Raw genomic sequence first — 19926 nt, 5'->3', positions numbered from 1 at the left:
TTGGCCGGAAGTTTGTGCCCCCACCTACCCCCCCACTCCCCACCACAACCACCCCCTTTGTCCGACCCCACCCTCGACCTCCCCCCCCCCCCCGCCGGCGTGAGCGCGCACCCCCGCTTGGATCCCCCCTGCCACCACGCTAGAATAATAGTGGTTTCTATGTTTTCGCCTCCCCGTTCAGGGCCGGCACAGGCAGGACGAGAACACCTTCCAGGAAGGGTCACAGTGAAGCAGGAGAGAGCGGGCCGCACCCGCCGCGCACTGTTGAGAGCGGCCGCCGGCGAGTTCGACCGCCTCGGGTACTCCGGTTCGTCGCTCGCCCGGATAGCCCGGGCGGCGGAGATCTCGATGGGCGCGCTGACCTTCCACTTCGCCTCGAAGGGAGAGCTGGCGGCCGCCGTCAGGGAGGACGGCGAAGCCGCCACCCGCGCACTGATCGACCGCGTCGCCGCGCGTCAGGAACCCCCCTTGCAGTACGTGGTGTCCCTGACGCTCGCCCTCGTGGACCTGCTGGAGCGCGACCCTTCGGTACGGGCCGCCGCGCGCCTGGCCCGGGAGGGCTCCGAGGGGCAGCCCGCCTGGCAGTGCCTGTGGGCGCCGGTGATCGGCGCGCGGCTGGGGGAGGCACCGGCCGACAGCCTGCCCGGCGTGGACCGGACCGCGATCACGGACATGGCCGTGCACCTGGTCTGCGGGGTGGAGGCGACCCTCTGTCACCGCTGCTGTCCCGACGCGCCGGGCAGCAACGTCACCATGCTCGCCCGCATCTGGCGGCAGGCCCTGCCCGGGGTGGAGCCGGGGCGGGAGGCGGGCGGCGAGGCGGCGATCGCCGCGCTCAGCGCGGGCGAACCTTGAACGAGGAGGACGCGACCCCGGACGAGGACAACACCAGCGCACCGGGGCCGCCCCGCCTCCGTGCCCGGCCGCGCGTCACACGGCCCCACGTCACACGGCGCTGCATCCCCCGTCGACGGGCACCCCGGCCCCGGTGATGAACGACGCCTCGTCGCCGCAGAGCCAGGCCGCCGCGCGGGCCACCTCCACCGGGTCGGCGAGTCGCCGCTGGATGGCCCGGGCCACCGCCGCCTGCTCCAGCTGCGGCACCTGCTCCATGGCGGTCTCCATCAGCTCGGTGCGGGTGGCGCCCACCATCAGGGCGTTGACCCGCACGCCGTGCGCGCCGTACTCGGCCGCGGCGGCCTTCGTCAGCCCGAGCACCGCGTGTTTGGCTGCCACATAGGGGGCGATGGCCCCGGTCGCGTACGAGCCCGCGGTACTGCAGGTGTTGACGATCGACCCGCTCCCCTGCCGCTTCATCACCGGGATCTGCTGCTTCAGGCAGTTCCACACGCCCAGCACGTTGACGTCCATGATCTGCCGGAACACCGCGTCGTCCGTCTCGTGGATCGGCGTACCGATGGAGCCCCAGCCGGCGTTGTTGAACGCCCCGTCGAGCCGCCCGCATGCGTCGACCAGCGCGGTGACCGCCCGCTCGACGTCCTTCGGGTCGGTCACGTCCCCGGCCGTCACCACGGCCCGGCCGCCCGCCGCCGCTATCTCGTCGGCGAGTTCGCGCAGCTTGTCCTCGCGGCGGGCCATCAGCCCCACCGCCGCGCCCTGTTCGGCGAAGAGCCGCGCCGCCGCGGCGCCGATGCCGCTGGAGGCTCCCGTGACCATCACGGTCTTGTCCCGCAGCGGCCGGTGGGTCGTGTCCAAGGTGTTTCTCCTGTGCCGGGTGCGCGCGTGGCCGCCGGCCACGCGCGTCACGTGAAGTACGGGACGTGATCGGTGGCCCACGTCCGATAGGTGGTGGCCGGCCGCCCCAGGAGCCTCTCCAGGTCACCTTCGGTGCCGGCCGAGGCGTCGGCGGAGCGGCGTTCGGCCGCTTGCGCGAGGGCCTGGGCGAGGGGCTCGGGCAGCCGCTCACGCCACCGCGCGAGCGCCTGATCCAGCGTCAGCTCCTCGAATCTGAGCGGGCGTTGCAGGGCCTCGGCCAGCTGCTCGGTCTGCTCCCTCGGCGTCAGGGGGTGCGGCCCCGTCAGCGCGTACGCCCGCGCCTCGTGGCCGGGTTCGGTGAGCGCGCGCACGGCCACCTCGGCGACGTCGCGCGGGTCGACACACGCCGTACGGGCGTCGCCGCCGGGGCTCCTGACGACCGACTCCTCGCGGATCGAGGAGGCCCAGGACAGCGTGTTGCTCATCGGCGAACGCATGCGCAGGACCGTCCAGTCGAGCCCGGAGTCGCGCAGCAGGGCCTCGCTTTCGCGGTTCCAGCGCGCGATCAGGTCGTCGGCGCCGGGGTCCGTCACGGCCGTCCAGGAGATCTTCACCGCCCGCCGTACGCCCTGCGAGCGGGCGGCCGCCAGGATGTTCCCGTCGTCCTTGGGCCGCAGCGGGTTGGCGGTCACCACGAAGACCGCGTCGGCCCCCGCGAACGCCTCCTCGAGACGTGCGAGGTCCTGGTAGTCGCCCGTGACGATCTCACCCGGCAGCTCCATGCGCGCGGCCTTCTCCGCGTCCCGCACCACCAGCCGCGCGGCGACGCCGCGCTCGCCCAGGATGCGGGCGACATGCCGCCCGACCGCACCCGTGGCACCCGTCACCACGACCTTCGGGCCTTCCTCCGGCCCGGACCACTGCTTCACGACGCCACTCCCCGTTCCTTGCCGAACTGCATCTTCTTGACCGTGCCGGGTGCCGCGATCGCGGGCAGCAGGCAGTGCCAGGCTTCCTCGACCCGCTGGGGCAGGTCGCTCCGGGAGGTCTCCAGCTGCGCGTGCATCTGCGCTCCCGTACACGCGTTGACGACGAGGCGGGCATACGCCTCCACGTCAACGCCGGCCCTCAACTCCCGCCGCCGCTGGGCCTCCTGGAAGTCCCGCAGGAGGATGCCCATCCACTGCTGATGGGAGTTCTCGCTCTTGGGCACGAAGTGCTCCTGGTCCATCACCAGGCGGGCGCCGGCCTGCAGGACGGGATCCTCGAGGAGTTGGTACGCCCAGGTCAGCGTGGTGTCGATGGCGTGCTGCAGGCCGTGCGATTCCTGCGGCGGCACCACGAGATCGGGCTGCGCCTTGACGATCTCGCGGGCCAGCTCCTCCTTGGACTTGAAGTGGAAGTACACCGCCCCGAGCGTCAGCCCCGCCCGGTCCGCGATCCGCGCGACGCTGGCGCCGGCGAAGCCGTACTCACCGAACACCTCGGCCGCCGCCAGAGTGAGGGCGGCCCGCGTCCGCGCAGCCCTCTCCTGCTTCACCGCTCGCACCGCCATGTGCACCCCGCTGATCAGCTTCGACAAGAAAAATACTATTCTTTATCTTACTGCAGGCGGGGGGAGACGCAGTACCTCCTCATGCCCAAGTTCAGCACGCAGTTTCAGGGGAGAGAACTCGTCATGGCACTCACCGTCACCACTTCGGCGACCGATTCGACCACCACCAAGAAGCTGGTGCGCAAGTCCATCCAGGACGAAGCCCTCGTCACCGACTGGCGGCCGGTCTCCGAAGAGTGCCAGATCGTCACCGCGCGCTGGCCGCGGCAGCACAGCTTCTACACCGAGGGCGCCGCCTACAGCCCGCTGCTCGTCACGGAGACGCTGCGCCAGGCACTCGCCCTGCTCACGCACGCCGCACACGACATCCCCCTCGACCACCGCCTGGGCTGGGAGCACATCCGGTCCACCGTCGACCCCGATGCGCTGGGCACGGACGCGGGCCCCGCCGAGGTCGAACTCACCATCGTTCACACCCGGGTCAAGCGCCGGCGGCTGGGCTCGGTCCAGCTCGCCTCGCAGGTGGAGGCCAGCCGCGGGGGCAGGCCGCTGGGCACGGCCTCGCTGGAGTACACCACCCACCCCCCGGCCTTCTACGACCGTCTGCGCGGCACCTACGCGGACGCCAAGAGCGCCTTCGCCCGGGCGATCCCGCTCACGCCCCCGGTGCCGGCCTCCCACGTCGGCCGCACCGACCCGCGCAACGTGGTCCTCTCGCCCACGACCGAGCCGGGCACCTTCCAGCTCCGCGTGGACACCTCGCACACCGTGCTCTTCGACCACCCGCACGACCACGTCCCCGGCATGGTGCTGCTTGAGGCCGCGGCCCAGGCGGCGCAGGCGGCGACGGGGCACACGGCGGTCCCGGTCGCCTTCGACACGTCCTTCTTCCGGTACGTGGAGTTCGACCGGCCCTGCCTGATCACGACGGAGCTCCTCCCCCGCCCCGACGAGCACCACGTGTCCCTCGCGGTCAGCGGCCACCAGTCCGACCTTCCCGTCTTCACCACCACGGTGACGCTGAGGAGCGCGCCGACGGCCTGACGGCCGCCGGACCGCCGGCTCACACGCTGGGATCCTGGCCCGGCGGGGCAAACCTCCATGGCCCCGCCAGGCATGGGCCGTTGACACAGGGGTACTGCGCGAAGTCATCACGAGGAACGTACGACGAACGTATGCAGGAAGGGCCTCAGCCATGGCTGAATTCGTAAGGGACGTCATGACGCCCGGCGTCGTGGCGGTACGCCCCGACGCCTCCCTCGTCGAAGCGGCGCAGCTGATGCGCGCCCAGGACATCGGCGACGTGCTGGTCGCCAAGGACGGCCGGGTCCTGGGTGTGCTCACCGACCGGGACATCGCGCTGCGCGCCGTCGCCGACGGCGCGGATCCGCTGACGGTCAGCGCGCAGGCCGTCTGCACGCCGAACCCCGTGGTGGTGGCCCCCGACGACGCGGTGGCCGACGCGGTCGGCCTGATGCGCGACCACGCGGTGCGCCGGCTGCCGGTGGTCGAGGACGGCCACCCGGTCGGCATGGTGAGCCTCGGCGATCTCGCGCTGTCCCAGGACCCGTCGTCGGCGCTCGCGGACATCAGCCGCGCCGCCCCGGACGCGGGGCCCGGCACGCCCTGAGGCCGGTCCGCGGGCCCGGGGTGCGCCGTGTCGTTGCCCCGCCCGCACGGCGAAGAGCCGTACAAAGGCTGGACGACGGAGCGGACCGGAACCGAGGTGTCGCGGTTGTTCTCCCGTGAAGTGCTGCTCTGGACCGTGCTGTTGCTCGCCCTCTACGCGGTCTTCGTCAGCACCCTCTCCCCGCTCGAACTCGTCGTCGGCGCGGCCATCGCCGTGTTCGGCGCGGTGGGCGCGCGGGCCGTGCGGCGGGCGGCCGGGGTGCGCGCCGACGGCCTCGTGCGGTGCCTGGGCGCCCTGTGGGCCTGGCCCGTCACCTGCGCCGCGGAGACGGCCGGACCTTGCCGGGCCATGGCGCGGGCGCTGCGGGGGCGGCCGCCGGGCGGCGGGTTCCGGACGGTGCGGCTCGGTCCCGGCGTCGGTCCCGCCTGGGCCGCCACCCTGCTGTCGTCGACACCGGGAACATATGTGCTGGACGCCGACGACGACGGGCTGCGGGTGCGCGCGCTGGACGGGAACCCCTCGCGGATGGAGCGGACCCTGTCGGCGGGAGCGGACGGCAAGCCCGCGCACTCCCCCACCGGTCCACCCGCACACCCCGGGGGCGGGGCGCCGTGAACGGCTGGCTGGGCGCCGCGCTCGTCCTGCTCGTCGACGGGCTCGGTCCCGCGCTGTGGGTCGCCTGCCGGGGGCCCGCGACCGAACGCCTGGTGGGGCTCGCCCTCGCCTCCACGTTCGCGCCCGCCCTCTTCCTCGCCCTGGCCCAGGGCTTCGACCGCTCCTCGTACCGCGACGTCGCCCTGGTCACCGCCGTGCTCGGCCTGGTCGGGGTGCCCGCCCGGGGCTGTTCCCGCACCGCCTCGTCCGTCCCCTGCCGCGCCTGCACTCGGGCCAGCCCGGCGACTACGTCAGCTGGCTGGCGGCCGGCCTGACCGCCCTCACGCCGACCCTCGTCGTGGCCCTGCGCTGAGGCAGGCGGTCAGGTGGTGCAGGGCGTAACGGCCAACTGCGCCTGCACTCGGGCCAGCCCGGCGACTACGTCAGCTGGCTGGCGGCCGGCCTGGCCGCCCTCACCCTGACCCTCGTCCTCGCCCTGCGCTGAGGCAGGCGGTCACGTGGCGCACGTGCGGCGGCCAGCCGCGCCTGCACTCGGGCCGGCCCGGCGACTACGTCAGCTGGCTGGCGGCCGGCCTGACCGCCCTCACACTGGCCCTCGTCCTCGCCCTGCGCTGAGGCGGGCGGTCAGGTGGTGCAGGGTGTGGCGGTCAGCCGCAGGGACGCCGGGCCGGCGAGGGCGCCCTCGGCGGTCTCCGCGTCCTGGCTCGCCCACCAGTCGGCGTCGCCGTCCTCGATGTAGCGCAGCAGGATCCCCTCGCGCAGGGCCCACGGGCAGACGGTCACCGTCTCGGTCCCGGTCAGCTTCATGGCGGTGTGGGCGACCACCGCGCCGGCCACGGACTGCCCGGCGCGCGCCGCCGAGATCCCCGGCAGCTGGGCGCGCCGGTCGGCGGGGAGCCGGGCCAGCTCCTTCAGCGCCTCGCCGAGGGCGCGGCGGTCCAACTGCCGCTCGACGAACGGGCCGTAGCGGCCGGGTGCCGCGCCGCACAACCGGGCGAGCTGCTGGAACGTGCGGGAGGTGGCGACGGCGGTGTGCGGCATCTCCCAGCGGATCCGGGCGGCCACGTCCCGCAGCTGGTGGCGCACTTGGCGGCGTACGGCCTTGAGATCCTGCTCGCGGGGCGGGTCCTGGCCGTCGAAGAGCTCGCGCGTCAGGCGGCGCGCGCCCAGGGGCAGCGAGGCCGCGTAGTCGGGCAGCCGGCTGCGGCCGAAGGCCACCTCGAAGGAGCCCCCGCCGATGTCGAAGAGCACCAGCGGGCCCGCGCGCCAGCCCATCCAGCGCCGGGCGGCGAGGAAGGTCAGCTCCGCTTCCGCCTCACCGGAGAGGGTGCGCAGCCGGACCCCCGCCCCCGACTCCACCGCCCGGAGCACCTCGGTCCGGTTCGGCGCGTCGCGCACGATCGACGTCGCGAAGGCGAACGGCTCCGCCACGCCCCACCGTCTCGCTTCCTCCTGTACGTCGCGCACCGCGTCGACCAGTGTCCGCACCGGTTCGTCGCCGAGCCGCCCGTCCGCGTCCACGTGCTCGGCCAGCCGCAGCCGCCGTTTCGCCGTGTGCACGGGCAGCGGCACCTGGCCGTCGGCGTCCGCGACGACCAGCCGTACCGTGTTCGATCCCACATCAATCACGCCAACTCTCATGCACACAAGGTTCCCTCAGTGCGCGGGAGCAAGCCGTCGGTGTCACACCCGGCGTCCCAGGAGGCTCAGGAGTCTCGTCTGGGCATCGGCCCCCGTGGGCGGTTCCACCGAGGGGGCGAAAAGGCCGCTCTTCGCCAACTCGGCGGCGTACGGCGAGACTTCACGTACGGCGAAGTCGACGAGGTCACGGGGGAGGCCCTCGTCGGCGCCGATCGCGCGGGAGAGGTCCCAGGCGTGCACGACGAGGTCGGTGATCATCTGGCCGCAGTAGAAGGCGGCGGAGGTGTCGCCGAAGGAGAGGTGGACGGTGTGGTCGAGGGCGCCGGGCTCCTGGAAGGCGGCACGGGACGCGGCGGCCGCGGTGTCCCAGGACGCGACCGGGTCGGGGCCGAGCACGTCGCCGTCGAAGGCGTCGCCGACGGAGTCGACGGTGGCGCCGTCACGGACCAGGGCCGGCACCCACAGCTGCTCGGCCGTGAGGTGCCCGACCAGGTCGCGCACGGTCCACTCGGTGCACGGCGTGGGCTCGTCCCACTGGTCCGCGCGGATGGCGTGCACTCGGTCGGCGAAGAGGTCCAGCGCCTCGCCGTGCCGGTCGAGCAGGGCCGGGCGTGCCCCGTCGGCCCGTCCCGCCGCCCGCGCGTCGCCCGCCGTGCCCGTGCCGTGGGCCGTATCCGTCTCGTCGCCGCTCATGAGGGCGTGGCCCCCGTCTCGCGCTCGCGCGCGCCCGCCCGGGTCCGCCCGCCCGCCACCGACCTGTGCGGGTGGCGGCGCAGATACTCGCCCTCCAGCTGCGCCATGCGTTCGTCGTGGGTGCGCAGGGCCTCGTCCGAGCCGTGCAGCAGGGTGTTGTGGCGGGTCCGGTGGATCGTCTCCAGCTCCTTGATGAGCTGCTGGTCGTCCAGCCGGCCCGGATCGACTCCGGTCATGGATCGCTCCGATCGCTCTGTCGCGTCGCTCCCTTCCCCCACGGGTACCCGCTCGCCCCGTACTACCCAGGATGCACCGCGAGCGGTCCGCGCGCGCTTCGGGTCTAGCGGGCGCGCTCGACCCGCCGCTCGTCCCATACCGGCTCCGGGGTCTCCCGGACCTGCCCGTCGCTGCCGAAGACCAGGTAGCGGTCGAAGGAGCGGGCGAACCAGCGGTCGTGGGTGACGGCGACGACGGTGCCCTGGAAGGCCTCCAGGCCTTCCTGCAGCGCCTCGGCGGACTCCAGGTCGAGGTTGTCGGTGGGCTCGTCGAGGAGCAGGGCCGTGCATCCGGCCAGTTCGAGCAGGAGGATCTGGAAGCGGGCCTGCTGGCCGCCGGAGAGCCGTTCGAAGTTCTGCTCGGCCTGCTTGGTCAGCTCGTACCGCCGCAGCCGGGACATCGCGGCGCCGCGGTCCTGGGCGTGTTCGCGCCAGAGGATGTCCAGGAGCGGACGGCCCATCAGCTCGGGGTGCGCGTGGGTCTGCGCGAAGTGTCCCGGCACGACGCGCGCGCCGAGCTTCCAGCTGCCGGTGTGCGCGACGTCCTCGCCCGCGAGCAGGCGCAGGAAGTGCGACTTGCCCGAGCCGTTCGAGCCGAGGACGGCGACCCGCTCGCCGTAGAAGACCTCCAGGTCGAAGGGTTTCATCAGGCCGGTGAGCTCCAGCCGCTCGCAGGTCACGGCCCGTACGCCGGTGCGCCCGCCGTGCAGGCGCATGGTGATGTCCTGCTCGCGCGGCGGCTCCGGCGGCGGGCCCGCCTCCTCGAACTTGCGGAGCCTGGTCTGCGCCGCGTGGTAGCGGGAGGCCATCTCGTGGCTGACGTCGGCGGCCTGGCGCAGCGTGCGCACCAGCTTCTTCAGCTGCTCGTGCTTCTCGTCCCAGCGGCGGCGCAGCTCCTCGAAGCGGGCGAAGCGCTCCTTGCGGGCCTCGTGGAACGTGCCGAAGCCGCCGCCGTGCACCCAGGCGTCGGCGCCGCCGGGGCTCTGCTCGACGCTGACGATCTTCTCGGCGGTGCGGGCGAGCAGTTCCCGGTCGTGGGAGACGAACAGGACGGTCTTGCGGGTCTCGGCGAGCTGCTCCTCCAGCCACCTCTTGCCGGGCACGTCGAGGTAGTTGTCGGGCTCGTCCAGGAGCAGCACCTCGTCGCCGCCGCGCAGCAGGGCCTCCAGGACGAGGCGCTTCTGCTCACCGCCGGAGAGCGTGCGGACCTCGCGGAACTGGGCCTTGTCGTAGGGGATCCCGAGCGCGGCCGTGGTGCAGATGTCCCAGAGCGTCTCGGCCTCGTACCCCTGGACCTCCGCCCAGTCGGAGAGGGCCTGCGCGTACTGCATCTGGGCGGCCTCGTCGTCCACCGTCATGATGGCGTGCTCGGCGGCGTCGACGGCCTCGGCGGCGGCCCTGATCCGCGGGTGGGAGACCGAGACGAGCAGGTCGCGCACGGTGCTCTCGTCGCGCACGGAGCCGACGAACTGCGGCATCACGCCGAGGCCGCCGCTGACGGTGACGGTGCCGCCGTGCGGCTGGAGCTCGCCCGCGATCAGCCGGAGCAGCGTGGTCTTGCCCGCGCCGTTCGCCCCGACGAGGGCGACGACCGCGCCCTCGCCGACCCGGAAGGAGACATCACCGAGCAGCGCCCGCCCGTCCGGCAAGTAGTACTCGAGATGTGCGGCTTCCAGATGTCCCATGTGCGGGATTGTCCGTGGCCGACCGCCACCCGGGCAAACCGATTCCGCGGCCGGGCGGTGAGGTCTCCCTTACACGGCTCCCACCTGCGGGTTCTGTGCGCCGGAGCCTGAACGACGGGGCGCGGGGTACGCGGGCGCCATGAACGCTGACACCCCGGACGTCTCCGGCCTCGACATGTCCCGGCCCGCCGCCGGGCACCACCCGTTCAAGGCCCGCCTGGTCGCCGCCGACAACCGGCTGTTCGAAGCCGTCGCCAAGCGGCACTGGCCCGGCGCGGACCGGGTGCTGCCCGGGCTGAGCCAGAGCGCCAACCACGGCGTGCTGTGGTTCGCGACGGCCGCGGGGATCGCCGCGACACGTACGCCGCGGGCCCGGCGGGCCGCCGTGCGCGGGGTGGCCTCCCTGGCCCTCGCCTCCGCGACCATCAACACGCTGGGCAAGCGCTCGGTGCGCAGGGCCCGGCCGCTCCTCGACGCGGTGCCGCTGATCCGGCAGCTCAAGCGGCAGCCGATCACCACGTCGTTCCCCTCCGGCCACTCCGCGTCCGCCGTCGCCTTCGCCACGGGTGTGGCGCTGGAGTCGCGGGCCTGGGGCGCGGCCGTGGCGCCGCTCGCCGCCGCGGTGGCGGTCTCCCGGGTCTACACCGGCGCGCACTTCCCGAGCGACGTCCTGGTGGGCGGCGCGCTGGGGGCCGGCGCGGCGTTCGCGGTGCGCGGCCTGGTGCCGACGCGGGCGCAGCTGGCCCCGCCCGGCCGCCCGCGGGTGACGGCGCCGTCGCTGCCGGGCGGCGCGGGCCTGGTGCTGGTCGCCAACGCGGGCGCGGGCACCGCCCAGCGGGTCAAGGCGCTGCACGACGTGCTGCCGGAGGCGGAGGTCGTGGTGGCCGAGCCCGCCGGTCTCGGCACCGAGCTGGAGAAGGCGGCGGCCCGCGCGCGGGTGCTCGGCGTGTGCGGCGGCGACGGCACCGTGAACGCGGCGGCCACCGTCGCCCTGAAGCACGGGCTGCCGCTTGCGGTACTGCCCGGCGGCACGCTCAACCACTTCGCGTACGACCTCGGGGTCGAGGACGCCCGTGACCTGTCCGGTGCGGTGGAGGCGGGTGACGCGGTCGCCGTCGACGTGGGCCGCTTCACGGCCTGTACCGGTGAGGGTTCGGAGGAAGGGACGGGCCGGAGCGTGGAGAAGTACTTCCTCAACACCTTCAGTCTCGGCGTGTACCCGCAGCTGGTGCGGTTGCGCGAGCAGTGGTCGAAGCGCATCGGCGGCAAGCCGGCGTCGGTACTCGCGGCGCTGAAGGTGCTGCGCTCCGACGAGCGGCCGATGGTGGCCCGGTTCCGGGGCAGGGAGCGGGCGCTGTGGCTGCTCTTCGCGGGCAACTGCACCTACCACCGGCCGGGTTTCACCCCGGGGCGCCGGCTCGACCTGGCCGACGGGCTGCTCGACGTGCGCATCGTGCACGGCGGCCGCAAGCCGGGCGCGCGGCTCCTCGCGGCCGCGCTGACGGGTTCCGAGGTCCGCTCCCCCGCCCAGGCGGCCGTGCGGCTGCCGCGGCTGCGGGTGGACGGGCTCGGCGAGGACACGGTCGTGGCCTACGACGGTGAAGTGACGCGCGTCCAGGGCACGTTGACGGTCGACAAGCTGCCGGAGGCGCTGACGGTCTACCGCCCCCTGAACCCCATACGTTGACCCCCGTTGTCCACATCCTGATATACGGGTCTCATCATTCGGCACGGCGGCGTACATTCCCGGTACACGTACACCCGGTACACGTACACGAAGGGGTTCCGCCATGCCGAAGGAGACCGCCGTCTACACCCACGGGCACCACGAGTCCGTGCTGCGCTCGCACACCTGGCGCACCGCCGCCAACTCGGCCGCCTACCTGGTCGGTTCGCTGAAGCCGCACATGAAGGTCCTCGACATCGGATGCGGTCCGGGCACCATCACCGCCGACCTGGCGGCGCTGGTCCCCGAAGGGCGGGTCACGGGTGTGGACCGGGCCCCCGGCATCCTCGACCGGGCGCGCGCCACCGCCGCCGAACGCGGTCTGGACAACGTGGAGTTCGCCGTGGCCGACGTCCACGATCTGGACTATCCCGACGACACCTTCTCCGTCGTCCACGCCCACCAGGTGCTGCAGCACGTGGGCGACCCGGTGCGGGCGCTGCGCGAGATGCGGCGGGTCTGCAGGCCGGGGGGCTTCGTCGCGGTCCGCGACGCGGACTACTCGGCGATGACCTGGTATCCGGCGTCAGCCGGCCTGGACGACTGGCTGGAGCTGTATCTGCGGGTGGCCCGCGCCAACGGCGGCGAGCCCGACGCGGGCCGCCGCCTCAAGGCCTGGGCCCTGGAGGCCGGGTTCACGGACATCACCGCGACCGCAGGCACCTGGTGTTACAGCTCCGAGGAGGAACGGGCCTGGTGGAGCGGGCTGTGGGCGGACCGCACGGTCGCCTCCAGCTACGCCGAGCGCGCCGTGAGCGGCGGACACGCCGAGCCGGAGCGGCTGCGCGCCGCCGCCGAGGCGTGGCGGGAGTGGGGCGACCGGGCGGACGCCTGGTTCACGGTCCTGCACGGGGAGATCCTCTGCCGGAAGTGACCCGCGCGGCCCCTGCGCGCCGGACGCCTCACTCCCGGGGGAGCAGGGGGCCGAGCGGCCCGAGGTCCAGGTTCAGGTCCTCGGGGCGCAGCCCGTACCGGTTGCGGAGTTCGGCCATCCGGTCCTCCAGGAGCATCAGCGTGAGGCCGATGCGCTCCTCCTGGTCCTCGCTCAGCTCGCCGGTGTCGAAGCGCCGTACCGCCTGGCGCTCCATCAGCTGGCGCAGCAGCTCGACGACGGTCAGGACCAGCTTCACCAGGTCCCGCTCGACGGTGTCGGGGTCGAGGTCCATGCGCCCCCGGCGGTCCGTGGCCCTGGCACCGTCCTTGGCGGGGGCGGTCGTGGGTGTCTCCGTGTTCGTGTCCGTGTTCGCGTTCGTGTCCGTGTGCGTGTCGGCGTTCATGCGGCTCACTCCGTCTCCGGCCACGGCGCGGGCACGTTCTCGTTGACCGAGCTGATCAGTGCGTTCAGGTCGATGCGCACGAGATCGACGTCCGCGATCCGCAGGGTGATGTCGCCCGCGATGACGACGCCGCCCGCAAGGAGCCGGTCGAGCAGGTCGACCAGGGCTATTTCGCGGCGTTCGACGACGGTCATGCGGGAGCGTCCTTTTCGTCGCCGGTGAAGGAGTACGCGGCCCAGGGCCCCGTCAGTTCCACCCGCAGGCCACTCGTCCCCTGGTCCTCGTCCTTGGTGCGGTCCACCAGCTCGACGAACTCCTCGGAGTCCGCGCGGGGCACCAGGTAGGCGGCGTTCAGGACGTTGCGGCCCGGCGTGCGGGACAGCTCGGAGTTCTGCGGCGCGTGCAGCCTGCTGTCGTCGGCCCGCTGCGAGAGCGACTCGTGCAGCCGGCGGGCGAAGGCCTCGGCCCGCTGCCAGTTCTCCTCCTGGGCGGTCCGCTGGCTGCGCCGGCGGCGCAGGTAGTCGCGGCCGCTGCCGGGCCCACTCGGCCGGGGCGCGGCGGGAGCCTGGGGTTCGACGGACTCCGTGCTCTCCATGTGGACCTTCACGCCCCACTCGACGCGTCCGTCGATCCGCTCCAGGACGCGGTGGAAGCGCTCGGCCCCGTCCTCCAGCATGGCGCGTACGCCGCTGTCGTCCCGGAAGACGGTCGCGAGGCGCAGCGGCAGCGGGCAGGTGACGGAGGTCAGCGCGTCGATCACCCGCTGGTGGGCCCGGGCCGTGGCGGCGAGCCAGTCGAGGTCCTCGAGGTGGGCGCGGAGCGGCGCCTCCGCGAAGTCCCGCTCCGGCACCGGGCCGACCAGTGCCACGAGCCCCGCATGGGCGAGCTGACGGGGCGGGACGCCGCCGACCCCCGTGAGGTCGGCGGCGAGCGGTGCGGTGAGGGGGCGGCAGACCGCGTAGACGTACCGCAGATCGTCGTGGTGCGGGCCGTCGTTGGGCGGTCCTTCGCCGCATCCCTCATCGTTCACGGCGTTCATGTGTCTCCTTTTCGGCCGGCTCCAGAGATGTGCGTTCCTCCAGTTCTGCCAGACGTTGCTTCAGCTCGGCGTTCTCCCGGGAGAGTTCGGCGCGGCGCGCTCCCGTGGAGAGCGCCGGGTCGTCCTCCCACCAGTCGATGCCCATCTCCTTGGCCTTGTCGATGGAGGCGACGATGAGGCGAAGCTTGATGGTGAGCAGTTCGATGTCGAGCAGGTTGATCTTGATGTCGCCGGCGATGACGATGCCCTTGTCCAGGACACGTTCCAGAATGTCGGCGAGGTTGGCGCCGCCGCTGTGGCTGCCGTAGGGGCTCGGCAGTCCGCTGCCCGAAGAGGTCGTCATCGACGGTCCCGTCCGCCGCCGGCCGACTCGGCGTATTCGCGCTGCTTCTCCTCGTCGGCGTCGGGCTCTTCCTCGTCCTCGTACTCGTACTCGTCCTCGGGCTCGTCCACGAGGTCTTCCTCGGGCTCGTCCTCGTCCTCGTACTCCTCGGCCGGCTCGTCCTCGCGCTCCTCGACCTCTTCGCCGTCCTCGTCCTCGTCGTACTCGGCCTCGGGCTCGTCGTCCGGCTCCTCGCCGGCCTCGGCGCCGGGCTCGTCCCGCCGGTCCTGCTCGTCGTACCCGTCCTGCTGCTCCTGCTCCTCCTCCTCGGCGACCGCGTCGTCGTGGCTGCGGACGACCTCGCCGTCACGGATCTCGCCGCGCCAGCCGTCGCTCGCCTCGCCGCGCAGGGTGATGTGCCGGGCGAAGTGCTTGAGGTCGAGGCGGGCCCTGCGGCCCTGGGCGCGCCAGATGTTGCCGGTCTTCTCGAACAGACCCTTCGGGTAGTACTCGATGACCAGCAGCACCCGGGTGAGGTTCTCGCCGAGCGGGTGGAAGGTGACGACGCCCTTGGTCATGCCCTTGGCGCCCTCCGAGGTCCAGCTGATCCGCTGGTCCGGCACCTGTTCGGTGGTGTGCGCCTTCCAGCTCCGGTTGGACCAGAAGACCTTGAGCTTCCAGTCGGACTCCGTGTCGTTCACCACGGTGGCGCCCTTGACGCCCTTGGCGAAGGTGGAGAACTCCTGGTACTGCGTCCACTGGTCGTAGGCCTCCCGCACCGGGACACCGACATCGATGTACTCCAGGATGACGGTGGGCTTCTGGCCCGCGCCGCCCTTCTTCCGTCCGCCGCCGCCGAAGCCCTTGACGGCGTCGGTGACCTTGTCCTTGAGGTGGCCGCCGCCGAGTTCCAGCGCGCTGCGCACCGGACCCTTGCCCTCGGCCACCTTTCTGCCCGCCTGTGCCGCCAGCTTGCCGAAGCCCGGACTCTTGCCGTCCGCGATGTCGTTCAGCTTGACGGTGGCGTCACCGAGCCGGTGTCCGACTCCGATGAGCATGCGCTCGACCTGGGCCATCAGGTAGGCCTGCGCTTCTTCCTTCAGGCGGTCGGCGGCCGGGCTCTTCGTGATGTCGCTCAGGGGTGACTCAGCCATGGTCGCTGCCTCCCTTCGTCCTGCCACCGCCGGTGCGGGCCGATGAGGCGGCCCTGCGGGCGGTGCCGCGCGCCGCCGACGTGGTCTTCTTCTGGGCGGTCTTCCGGGCCGTCTTCTGCGCGCCCTTCTGCGTCTTCTGCGTGGTCTTCTGTGCCGTCTTCTTCGCCGGGGCCTTCTTCGCGGCCCCCTTGGGGGCGGACTTCGCGTCCGCCTTCGGCTCGGACCGCTTGGCCGGGGCCTTCCTGCGCCGCCCGGACCGCTCCGCGCCGGCGTCGGCGTCCCGGTCCCCGCCCTCTTCGGCGTCCCGGTCGTCCTCCGCGTCGTCGTCCGCGTCGTCGTCCTGTGCGCCCTTCACGTCGTCCGGCACCACACCGGCGATGCGGTCCTGGACGTCGAGGGTGCGGTCGTGCAGCCGGTCGGCGAGGCCTTCGAGCTGCCGGTTGAGGAGTGAGCCGGTCGCGGCCTTGCCGACGCCCCGCAGATCCTGGCGCAGCTGATCGCCTATCTCCTTGAACTGCGGGTTGTTCTCCAGCTGTTGTGTCACCAACTGGCCCAGCGCCTTGGGGCTCAGGTTGAGCCGCTTGCCGGCCACCATGGTGCCGACGGCGAACGCGAACTTCGCCTTCTTCGTACGTCCGAGGACATATCCCGCGCCCACGGCGAGGCCCACTGCCATTCGGTTCATTCTCAGAAGTCCTGTCCTGTGCTGTGCTGCAGTCGGTCGAGAAGCTGGTCCTCGCACCGCTCGAACTCGGCCTCGTCGATCTCTCCCGCCTCGAGGAGCTCCTCGAGGCGGGAGAGTTCACGACGGATCGCCGAGGGGTCGTAGTACTGCCGCTCCGCCTCGTCGACCACCTGCCCGAGCACCCAGAGGGAGCCGCGGGCCGGGGCCAGAGGCAGCAGGAGCAGTTCGCCGATCAGTCCCATCGCGGCTACTCCGCGGGTTCAGCCGGTCCCGGATCCACGAAGCTGTACGGGGGCAGCGGGCCGTGCACCCGAAGTTCCAGGTGCGGCTGATCGGCCCGCAGCTCCTCGACGGCGGCGAGGAAGCCCTCGGAGGACTTGCGGCTCACCAGGAACGAGACGTTCGCCAGCCAGCCGGTGCCCTCGGGGCCCCCCTCGACGGCTTCGGCCGCCGGTTCCAGGGCGCGCCGCACCTCGACCGCGTCGCTCTCCTCGCGGGCCCGCACGTGGGAGGTGATCGCCTCGCCGAGCTGGAGCTTCTGCTCGTGGGTGCCGCCGCCCTGGCGCTGGTTGGCCTCGACCATGGCGCGCAGCTCGGGGTTCTCGGCGAGGACCTGGTGCAGCACGGCCTCTTCGTTGTGCGTGGCCTTCACGTTGTACTCGACCTTGCCGTCGAGGGTGCGCAGCCGCTCCTCGTAGTGGTCGGCCCGCTCGCCGAGGACCGAGACGACCGTCTCGTCGTCCGGGGCGAGGCTGCCGAAGCGCATCGGCAGCACGGAACCCGCGGCGCCGGCCTCGGAGAGGACGTTCTGGTGCGCGAGCAGGTCGCGCCGTTTCGGCTTGAGGTCCTCGGGAGCGTCGCTCACGATGGCGGCGAGCTCACCGTTCTTCAGGATGCGCACGGGGCAGGCCGGCCGGCCGATGCCCTCCATGCCGTCCGGCAGCGCCCGGTGGGAGCTGCTCGCGATGCCGTAGACGTACGTGGTCACTCGTTCTCCTCCTTCCGGCGCGAGGTGGAGCGCCGGGCACGCGGCCGGTCCTCGCTCTGCCGCTGGCCTTCCTCGCGGGACTGCTTGAAGGCGTCGGATATGGTCTCGGCGGCTCCGGAGAGCGCGCCCTTGGACTTGCCCTTGGCGCCGGACTCCGTGATCTCACCCACGAGGTCGGGCAGGCCGGGGTCCTTCTTCTGTCCGGTCTCCAGGTCGAGGCGGTTGCAGGCCTCGGCGAACCGGAGATAGGTGTCGACGCTCGCGACGACGACACGGACGTCGACCTTCAGGATCTCGATGCCGACGAGCGAAACGCGTACGAAGGCGTCGATGACGAGTCCTCGGTCGAGGATGAGTTCCACGACGTCGTACAGGCCACTGGTGCCGCCTCCGCCGCCGGACTGTTGTGCCGGGACTACGGTCATGCCGACTCTGCCTCCTTGGCTCTTGTCTTCCCTGGTTAGGTCTTGGGTCCTGTCTGCTCTCTCTGCCGTGCCGGGCTAGTGGCCGGTACCGCGGGGTTCGGAGCGTCCGCGCTCGTAGCGGCGCAACCGCCGGTAGCCGGTGAGCTCACCCTGTGAATCCAGTTGGACTTCGTAGCTGGCGAGGAGACTCATCGTGTCCGGTACCCGGGACAGTTCGAGGACTTCGATCTCCAACAGCCAGCCCTCCTCGGTGCGTTCGAAGGACGACACCGATTCCGGCGTCGCGCCGGTCAACTCGGCGAGCTGCTCGCGGGCGTTGCGGAGAACGGCCACGGGGCCCGGCAGCGCGCTGCCGCCGCCCGATCCGTGCCGCTCGGCGTCACCGTCGCGCTCGCCCGATGCGGCGGTCGTCTCGCTCTCCGACGTCTTCGCCTCCGATGCCTTTTTGCCCGATGTCTTGCTCTCTGTCGTCTTACGCGTCGTATTGGCCATGTTCACCTCCTTCACCGGGTTACCCGAAGAGCCTTGGCCAAACGTGATCGCTACGTATGCGACCGGGGTGCCGTGGTGACGCTCAGCCGCGCAGCGCGCGCAGCTTGCGGCGGGCCGGCCCCAGCGCCCGACCGGAGCGCAGGACTCCGGCCCACGGGTCGGTACGGGCCTGCTCCACGGCGTCGTCGATGGTCCAGCGGCGGGCGTGCACCGCCGGGTCGTCCAGCTGCTCCCACGCGATCGGTACGGCCACCGGGGCGCCCGGCGCGGCCCGTACCGAGAAGGGCGCGACGGCGGTCTGCGCGTACGCGTTGCGCTGCACGTCGAGGTAGAGCCGGTCGCCGCGCGCCTGTTTGCGGGCGGCCGTGGTGAACCGCTCGGGGTGGGCCGCGGCGAGGGTCTCGGCGACGTCCTTGGCGAAGTCCCGCACGTCGTCGAAGTCGTGGCGGCCGTTGAGCGGGACGACGACGTGCAGGCCGCGCGAGCCCGTCGTCATCAGGGCGGACGGCAGGCCCATGTGGTCGAGGAGCTCGCCGAGCAGGCGCGCCGCGTCCCGCACCACGTCGAAGTCGTCCTTCGCCGGGTCGAGGTCGAAGACCATCCGGTCGGGGTGGTCGACCCGTCCCGCGCGGGAGAGCCAGCGGTGCAGGGTCAGACACGCCTGGTCGGCGAGGAAGAGGAGGGTCGCGGTGTCGTCGCACACGGTGTGCGTGACGGTGCCGCCCTCCTTGGCCACTTCGGCTCGGGTGATCCACTCCGGGTAGTGGTCGGGGGTGTCCTTCTGCATGAACCGGGGGCCGCCGACACCGTCCGGGTGGCGCTCCAGCATGAGGGGACGGCCGCGCAGGTGGGGCAGCATGAAGGGGGCGACGGCCCGGTAGTAGTCGAAGAGGTCCTGTTTCGTGTGGCCGGCTCTTTCCACCGCACCGGCGGTGCCGGTCCCGCCGTCGCCGTCGCGGCCCGGCAGGAGGACCTTGTCGGGCCGGTGCAGCTGCACGGTGCGACGGCCGGCCCGTACCGTCCGTACGTCGTTCATGGTGCTCCCTTCGCCTCGCTTCGCCGGGTCCGATGTCCCTGCCGGGTACCCCGGGCCCGGGCCGGTAGTCGTCGGGGGCCGTTCGGACGGGGTGGTGTTCACCCTGGTGGGAAGGGTGGCTGGCACCACCGGCAAGTGGGGGGAGGACGGGCGTGTCCGCGGGCTGCGTGCCCGGCAGGATCGAGGGACACCGACCGGCCGTCCCCTCCTGTGAGGTCCGCCATGACGACGCACGAACGAGATGTCCCGCACCACTCGGACACCCCGCACCCCACCGGCTCCGCCGCCCCCTCCGGCTCCGTCACGACGACGCGCCGCTCCGGGCGCCCCGGACCCGGCGGGTCCGGGCCCTTCCGTGACATGACTCACGGCTCCGATCCGCCGCGCACCCCGGACAGCCCCGGCCCCGCCCCGCACTCGGGACTGCCCCGCCTCCCCCGCCCCCGGCCCCGCTCCCGGGAGCGGCGACTCCTGTCCCACGTGCTGCCGGGCACCGCCGGGCCACCGGCGCCGGACGCCGTCGGGGCCGCCTTCGCGCTCTGGCTCACCGCGGTCGCGGCGGGCGTCTTCGGGACGGTGCTCGCCGTGGTGCGGGAGGTGTCCGGGGCCCGCCCGGAGGCCGCCGCCGAGGCTCTCGCCGCTGGGCTGCTGCTGCGCATGACCGTGTACGCCGCGACTGTCCTGGTAGCGGTACGGATGCGCCGCGGCGCCGGGCGGGCGCGCCTCGCCCTGGTCGGCGGGGTCGGCGCGCTCACCGTGCTCGGCGCGTTCGGCGCGCTGCCGCCGCCGGCCGGGGCGGTCCACCGGGTGCCGGGCCCCGGCGCGTTCGCGGCCGCGCTGCGGGACGCGGGCGCCGTCGACGTACTGCTCGGCGCGGGTATCGCGCTGCACGTCGCCGCCGCCCTGACGGCGACGGCGCTGATGTTCCGCCCCGAGGCGAACGCCTGGTTCAGGTCGGCGCGGCGCCGCTGA

At 72.8% G+C, this 19926-nt stretch carries 26 protein-coding genes; 8 read left to right on the top strand and 18 right to left on the bottom strand.

The genetic code is table 11. From position 1 onward, the window contains the following. The first annotated feature begins 225 nt into the window (after nucleotides 1-225). Nucleotides 226-855: a TetR family transcriptional regulator gene (locus ACZ7DY_RS00725; RefSeq protein ID WP_471128186.1), complete on the top strand. Its 630-nt coding sequence runs from the start codon at nucleotides 226-228 to the stop codon at nucleotides 853-855. Nucleotides 856-945: 90 nt separating this feature from the next. Here ACZ7DY_RS00725 and ACZ7DY_RS00720 read toward each other — a convergent pair whose 3' ends face one another. From ACZ7DY_RS00720 to ACZ7DY_RS00710, 3 genes are read right to left on the bottom strand one after another with little or no spacing between them, the layout of a single operon-like run. Further along, complete coding sequence (locus tag ACZ7DY_RS00720) at nucleotides 946-1716, bottom strand: SDR family NAD(P)-dependent oxidoreductase (RefSeq protein WP_471128183.1); 771 nt, start codon at nucleotides 1714-1716, stop codon at nucleotides 946-948. Nucleotides 1717-1763: 47 nt separating this feature from the next. Continuing rightward, on the bottom strand, nucleotides 1764-2645 hold the full coding sequence (locus tag ACZ7DY_RS00715) for an NAD(P)H-binding protein (protein ID WP_471128181.1): 882 nt from the start codon (nucleotides 2643-2645) through the stop codon (nucleotides 1764-1766). Next, entirely contained in the window at nucleotides 2642-3271 is a 630-nt protein-coding gene (locus ACZ7DY_RS00710) for a ScbR family autoregulator-binding transcription factor (RefSeq protein WP_471130146.1), read from the bottom strand. Before ACZ7DY_RS00710 ends, ACZ7DY_RS00715 begins: the two co-directional genes overlap by 4 nt. A 123-nt stretch (nucleotides 3272-3394) precedes the next feature. Between ACZ7DY_RS00710 and ACZ7DY_RS00705 the strand changes: the two genes are divergently transcribed. From ACZ7DY_RS00705 to ACZ7DY_RS00690, 4 genes are all read left to right on the top strand, one after another. Then, nucleotides 3395-4315 (top strand): ScbA/BarX family gamma-butyrolactone biosynthesis protein, encoded by a 921-nt coding sequence (locus ACZ7DY_RS00705; protein ID WP_471128179.1) that lies wholly within the window; start codon nucleotides 3395-3397, stop codon nucleotides 4313-4315. Nucleotides 4316-4466: 151 nt separating this feature from the next. Next, on the top strand, nucleotides 4467-4901 hold the full coding sequence (locus tag ACZ7DY_RS00700; RefSeq protein WP_471128177.1) for a CBS domain-containing protein: 435 nt from the start codon (nucleotides 4467-4469) through the stop codon (nucleotides 4899-4901). A gap of 27 nt (nucleotides 4902-4928) precedes the next feature. Continuing rightward, a complete protein-coding gene (locus ACZ7DY_RS00695; protein WP_471128175.1) occupies nucleotides 4929-5516 on the top strand; it encodes a hypothetical protein in 588 nt (195 codons plus the stop codon). Beyond that, on the top strand, nucleotides 5513-5830 hold the full coding sequence (locus ACZ7DY_RS00690; RefSeq protein ID WP_471128173.1) for an MrpF/PhaF family protein: 318 nt from the start codon (nucleotides 5513-5515) through the stop codon (nucleotides 5828-5830). Before ACZ7DY_RS00695 ends, ACZ7DY_RS00690 begins: the two co-directional genes overlap by 4 nt. 310 nt (nucleotides 5831-6140) lie before the next feature. On the opposite strand, the gene ACZ7DY_RS00685 is transcribed toward ACZ7DY_RS00690, so the two are convergent. From ACZ7DY_RS00685 to ACZ7DY_RS00670, 4 genes are all read right to left on the bottom strand, one after another. Further along, nucleotides 6141-7157, bottom strand: a complete 1017-nt coding sequence (locus ACZ7DY_RS00685; protein WP_471128170.1) for a Ppx/GppA family phosphatase — start codon at nucleotides 7155-7157, stop codon at nucleotides 6141-6143. Between the two features lie 42 nt (nucleotides 7158-7199). Beyond that, nucleotides 7200-7850, bottom strand: coding sequence for a TIGR03086 family metal-binding protein (locus ACZ7DY_RS00680; protein ID WP_471128167.1), 651 nt, complete (start codon nucleotides 7848-7850; stop codon nucleotides 7200-7202). Continuing rightward, on the bottom strand, nucleotides 7847-8086 hold the full coding sequence (locus ACZ7DY_RS00675) for a DUF6158 family protein (RefSeq protein ID WP_471128164.1): 240 nt from the start codon (nucleotides 8084-8086) through the stop codon (nucleotides 7847-7849). The genes ACZ7DY_RS00680 and ACZ7DY_RS00675 overlap by 4 nt, the downstream gene beginning before the upstream one ends. 104 nt (nucleotides 8087-8190) lie before the next feature. Then, entirely contained in the window at nucleotides 8191-9810 is a 1620-nt protein-coding gene (locus tag ACZ7DY_RS00670) for an ABC-F family ATP-binding cassette domain-containing protein (protein ID WP_471128161.1), read from the bottom strand. Nucleotides 9811-9949: 139 nt separating this feature from the next. Here ACZ7DY_RS00670 and ACZ7DY_RS00665 point away from each other — a divergent pair, with 139 nt between their 5' ends. After that, nucleotides 9950-11497: a phosphatase PAP2 family protein gene (locus tag ACZ7DY_RS00665; protein WP_471128158.1), complete on the top strand. Its 1548-nt coding sequence runs from the start codon at nucleotides 9950-9952 to the stop codon at nucleotides 11495-11497. A gap of 103 nt (nucleotides 11498-11600) precedes the next feature. Further along, the gene (locus tag ACZ7DY_RS00660) at nucleotides 11601-12410 is read left to right on the top strand and encodes a class I SAM-dependent methyltransferase (protein WP_471128155.1); all 810 of its coding nucleotides are present in this window, start codon (nucleotides 11601-11603) and stop codon (nucleotides 12408-12410) included. A gap of 28 nt (nucleotides 12411-12438) precedes the next feature. Here ACZ7DY_RS00660 and ACZ7DY_RS00655 read toward each other — a convergent pair whose 3' ends face one another. The 11 genes from ACZ7DY_RS00655 to ligD all read right to left on the bottom strand — a co-directional run bounded on the left by ACZ7DY_RS00655 (nucleotide 12439) and on the right by ligD (nucleotide 18954). Then, on the bottom strand, nucleotides 12439-12702 hold the full coding sequence (locus ACZ7DY_RS00655; RefSeq protein ID WP_389315558.1) for a gas vesicle protein K: 264 nt from the start codon (nucleotides 12700-12702) through the stop codon (nucleotides 12439-12441). Nucleotides 12703-12818: 116 nt separating this feature from the next. After that, complete coding sequence (locus ACZ7DY_RS00650) at nucleotides 12819-13007, bottom strand: gas vesicle protein (RefSeq protein ID WP_471128153.1); 189 nt, start codon at nucleotides 13005-13007, stop codon at nucleotides 12819-12821. Then, nucleotides 13004-13852 (bottom strand): GvpL/GvpF family gas vesicle protein, encoded by an 849-nt coding sequence (locus ACZ7DY_RS00645; protein ID WP_471128150.1) that lies wholly within the window; start codon nucleotides 13850-13852, stop codon nucleotides 13004-13006. Before ACZ7DY_RS00645 ends, ACZ7DY_RS00650 begins: the two co-directional genes overlap by 4 nt. Further along, on the bottom strand, nucleotides 13833-14195 hold the full coding sequence (locus ACZ7DY_RS00640) for a gas vesicle protein (protein WP_471128147.1): 363 nt from the start codon (nucleotides 14193-14195) through the stop codon (nucleotides 13833-13835). The genes ACZ7DY_RS00645 and ACZ7DY_RS00640 overlap by 20 nt, the downstream gene beginning before the upstream one ends. Continuing rightward, on the bottom strand, nucleotides 14192-15328 hold the full coding sequence (locus ACZ7DY_RS00635; protein ID WP_471128145.1) for an SRPBCC family protein: 1137 nt from the start codon (nucleotides 15326-15328) through the stop codon (nucleotides 14192-14194). The genes ACZ7DY_RS00640 and ACZ7DY_RS00635 overlap by 4 nt, the downstream gene beginning before the upstream one ends. Continuing rightward, the gene (locus ACZ7DY_RS00630) at nucleotides 15321-16013 is read right to left on the bottom strand and encodes a DNA primase (RefSeq protein WP_471128142.1); all 693 of its coding nucleotides are present in this window, start codon (nucleotides 16011-16013) and stop codon (nucleotides 15321-15323) included. The genes ACZ7DY_RS00635 and ACZ7DY_RS00630 overlap by 8 nt, the downstream gene beginning before the upstream one ends. 2 nt (nucleotides 16014-16015) lie before the next feature. Further along, entirely contained in the window at nucleotides 16016-16255 is a 240-nt protein-coding gene (locus ACZ7DY_RS00625) for a gas vesicle protein GvpG (RefSeq protein ID WP_471128139.1), read from the bottom strand. Between the two features lie 5 nt (nucleotides 16256-16260). Next, nucleotides 16261-17001 carry a GvpL/GvpF family gas vesicle protein gene (locus ACZ7DY_RS00620; protein ID WP_471128138.1) on the bottom strand — a complete coding sequence of 247 codons (741 nt, stop codon included), beginning with the start codon at nucleotides 16999-17001 and terminating at the stop codon, nucleotides 16261-16263. Continuing rightward, a complete protein-coding gene (locus ACZ7DY_RS00615) occupies nucleotides 16998-17426 on the bottom strand; it encodes a gas vesicle structural protein GvpA (protein ID WP_471128136.1) in 429 nt (142 codons plus the stop codon). The genes ACZ7DY_RS00620 and ACZ7DY_RS00615 overlap by 4 nt, the downstream gene beginning before the upstream one ends. Nucleotides 17427-17501: 75 nt before the next feature. Then, a complete protein-coding gene (locus ACZ7DY_RS00610) occupies nucleotides 17502-17918 on the bottom strand; it encodes a gas vesicle protein GvpO (RefSeq protein ID WP_471128133.1) in 417 nt (138 codons plus the stop codon). Between the two features lie 82 nt (nucleotides 17919-18000). After that, entirely contained in the window at nucleotides 18001-18954 is a 954-nt protein-coding gene (gene ligD / locus ACZ7DY_RS00605; protein WP_471128130.1) for a non-homologous end-joining DNA ligase, read from the bottom strand. Between the two features lie 222 nt (nucleotides 18955-19176). Between ligD and ACZ7DY_RS00600 the strand changes: the two genes are divergently transcribed. Beyond that, nucleotides 19177-19926 (top strand): hypothetical protein, encoded by a 750-nt coding sequence (locus ACZ7DY_RS00600; RefSeq protein WP_471128127.1) that lies wholly within the window; start codon nucleotides 19177-19179, stop codon nucleotides 19924-19926.

The organism is Streptomyces sp. NPDC037013, from assembly GCF_055607265.1.
Note: the sequence above shows the minus strand (reverse complement) of the source record. Positions and strands in the feature narration are given on the sequence as shown.

What these genes read in the sequence shown, in the direction of transcription:
- ACZ7DY_RS00700 (WP_471128177.1), top strand. Translation starts at nt 4,467, where the DNA reads ATGGCTGAATTCGTAAGGGACGTCATGACGCCCGGCGTCGTGGCGGTA.
- ACZ7DY_RS00635 (WP_471128145.1), bottom strand. Translation starts at nt 15,328, where the DNA reads ATGGCTGAGTCACCCCTGAGCGACATCACGAAGAGCCCGGCCGCCGAC.
- ACZ7DY_RS00640 (WP_471128147.1), bottom strand. Translation starts at nt 14,195, where the DNA reads ATGACGACCTCTTCGGGCAGCGGACTGCCGAGCCCCTACGGCAGCCAC.
- ACZ7DY_RS00650 (WP_471128153.1), bottom strand. Translation starts at nt 13,007, where the DNA reads ATGACCGTCGTCGAACGCCGCGAAATAGCCCTGGTCGACCTGCTCGAC.
- ACZ7DY_RS00705 (WP_471128179.1), top strand. Translation starts at nt 3,395, where the DNA reads ATGGCACTCACCGTCACCACTTCGGCGACCGATTCGACCACCACCAAG.
- ACZ7DY_RS00610 (WP_471128133.1), bottom strand. Translation starts at nt 17,918, where the DNA reads ATGGCCAATACGACGCGTAAGACGACAGAGAGCAAGACATCGGGCAAA.
- ACZ7DY_RS00675 (WP_471128164.1), bottom strand. Translation starts at nt 8,086, where the DNA reads ATGACCGGAGTCGATCCGGGCCGGCTGGACGACCAGCAGCTCATCAAG.
- ACZ7DY_RS00625 (WP_471128139.1), bottom strand. Translation starts at nt 16,255, where the DNA reads ATGGGACTGATCGGCGAACTGCTCCTGCTGCCTCTGGCCCCGGCCCGC.
- ACZ7DY_RS00670 (WP_471128161.1), bottom strand. Translation starts at nt 9,810, where the DNA reads ATGGGACATCTGGAAGCCGCACATCTCGAGTACTACTTGCCGGACGGG.
- ACZ7DY_RS00615 (WP_471128136.1), bottom strand. Translation starts at nt 17,426, where the DNA reads ATGACCGTAGTCCCGGCACAACAGTCCGGCGGCGGAGGCGGCACCAGT.
- ACZ7DY_RS00685 (WP_471128170.1), bottom strand. Translation starts at nt 7,157, where the DNA reads ATGAGAGTTGGCGTGATTGATGTGGGATCGAACACGGTACGGCTGGTC.
- ACZ7DY_RS00680 (WP_471128167.1), bottom strand. Translation starts at nt 7,850, where the DNA reads ATGAGCGGCGACGAGACGGATACGGCCCACGGCACGGGCACGGCGGGC.
- ACZ7DY_RS00630 (WP_471128142.1), bottom strand. Translation starts at nt 16,013, where the DNA reads ATGAACCGAATGGCAGTGGGCCTCGCCGTGGGCGCGGGATATGTCCTC.
- ACZ7DY_RS00655 (WP_389315558.1), bottom strand. Translation starts at nt 12,702, where the DNA reads ATGGACCTCGACCCCGACACCGTCGAGCGGGACCTGGTGAAGCTGGTC.
- ACZ7DY_RS00660 (WP_471128155.1), top strand. Translation starts at nt 11,601, where the DNA reads ATGCCGAAGGAGACCGCCGTCTACACCCACGGGCACCACGAGTCCGTG.
- ACZ7DY_RS00665 (WP_471128158.1), top strand. Translation starts at nt 9,950, where the DNA reads ATGAACGCTGACACCCCGGACGTCTCCGGCCTCGACATGTCCCGGCCC.
- ACZ7DY_RS00710 (WP_471130146.1), bottom strand. Translation starts at nt 3,271, where the DNA reads ATGGCGGTGCGAGCGGTGAAGCAGGAGAGGGCTGCGCGGACGCGGGCC.
- ACZ7DY_RS00600 (WP_471128127.1), top strand. Translation starts at nt 19,177, where the DNA reads ATGACGACGCACGAACGAGATGTCCCGCACCACTCGGACACCCCGCAC.
- ACZ7DY_RS00645 (WP_471128150.1), bottom strand. Translation starts at nt 13,852, where the DNA reads ATGAACGCCGTGAACGATGAGGGATGCGGCGAAGGACCGCCCAACGAC.
- ligD (WP_471128130.1), bottom strand. Translation starts at nt 18,954, where the DNA reads ATGAACGACGTACGGACGGTACGGGCCGGCCGTCGCACCGTGCAGCTG.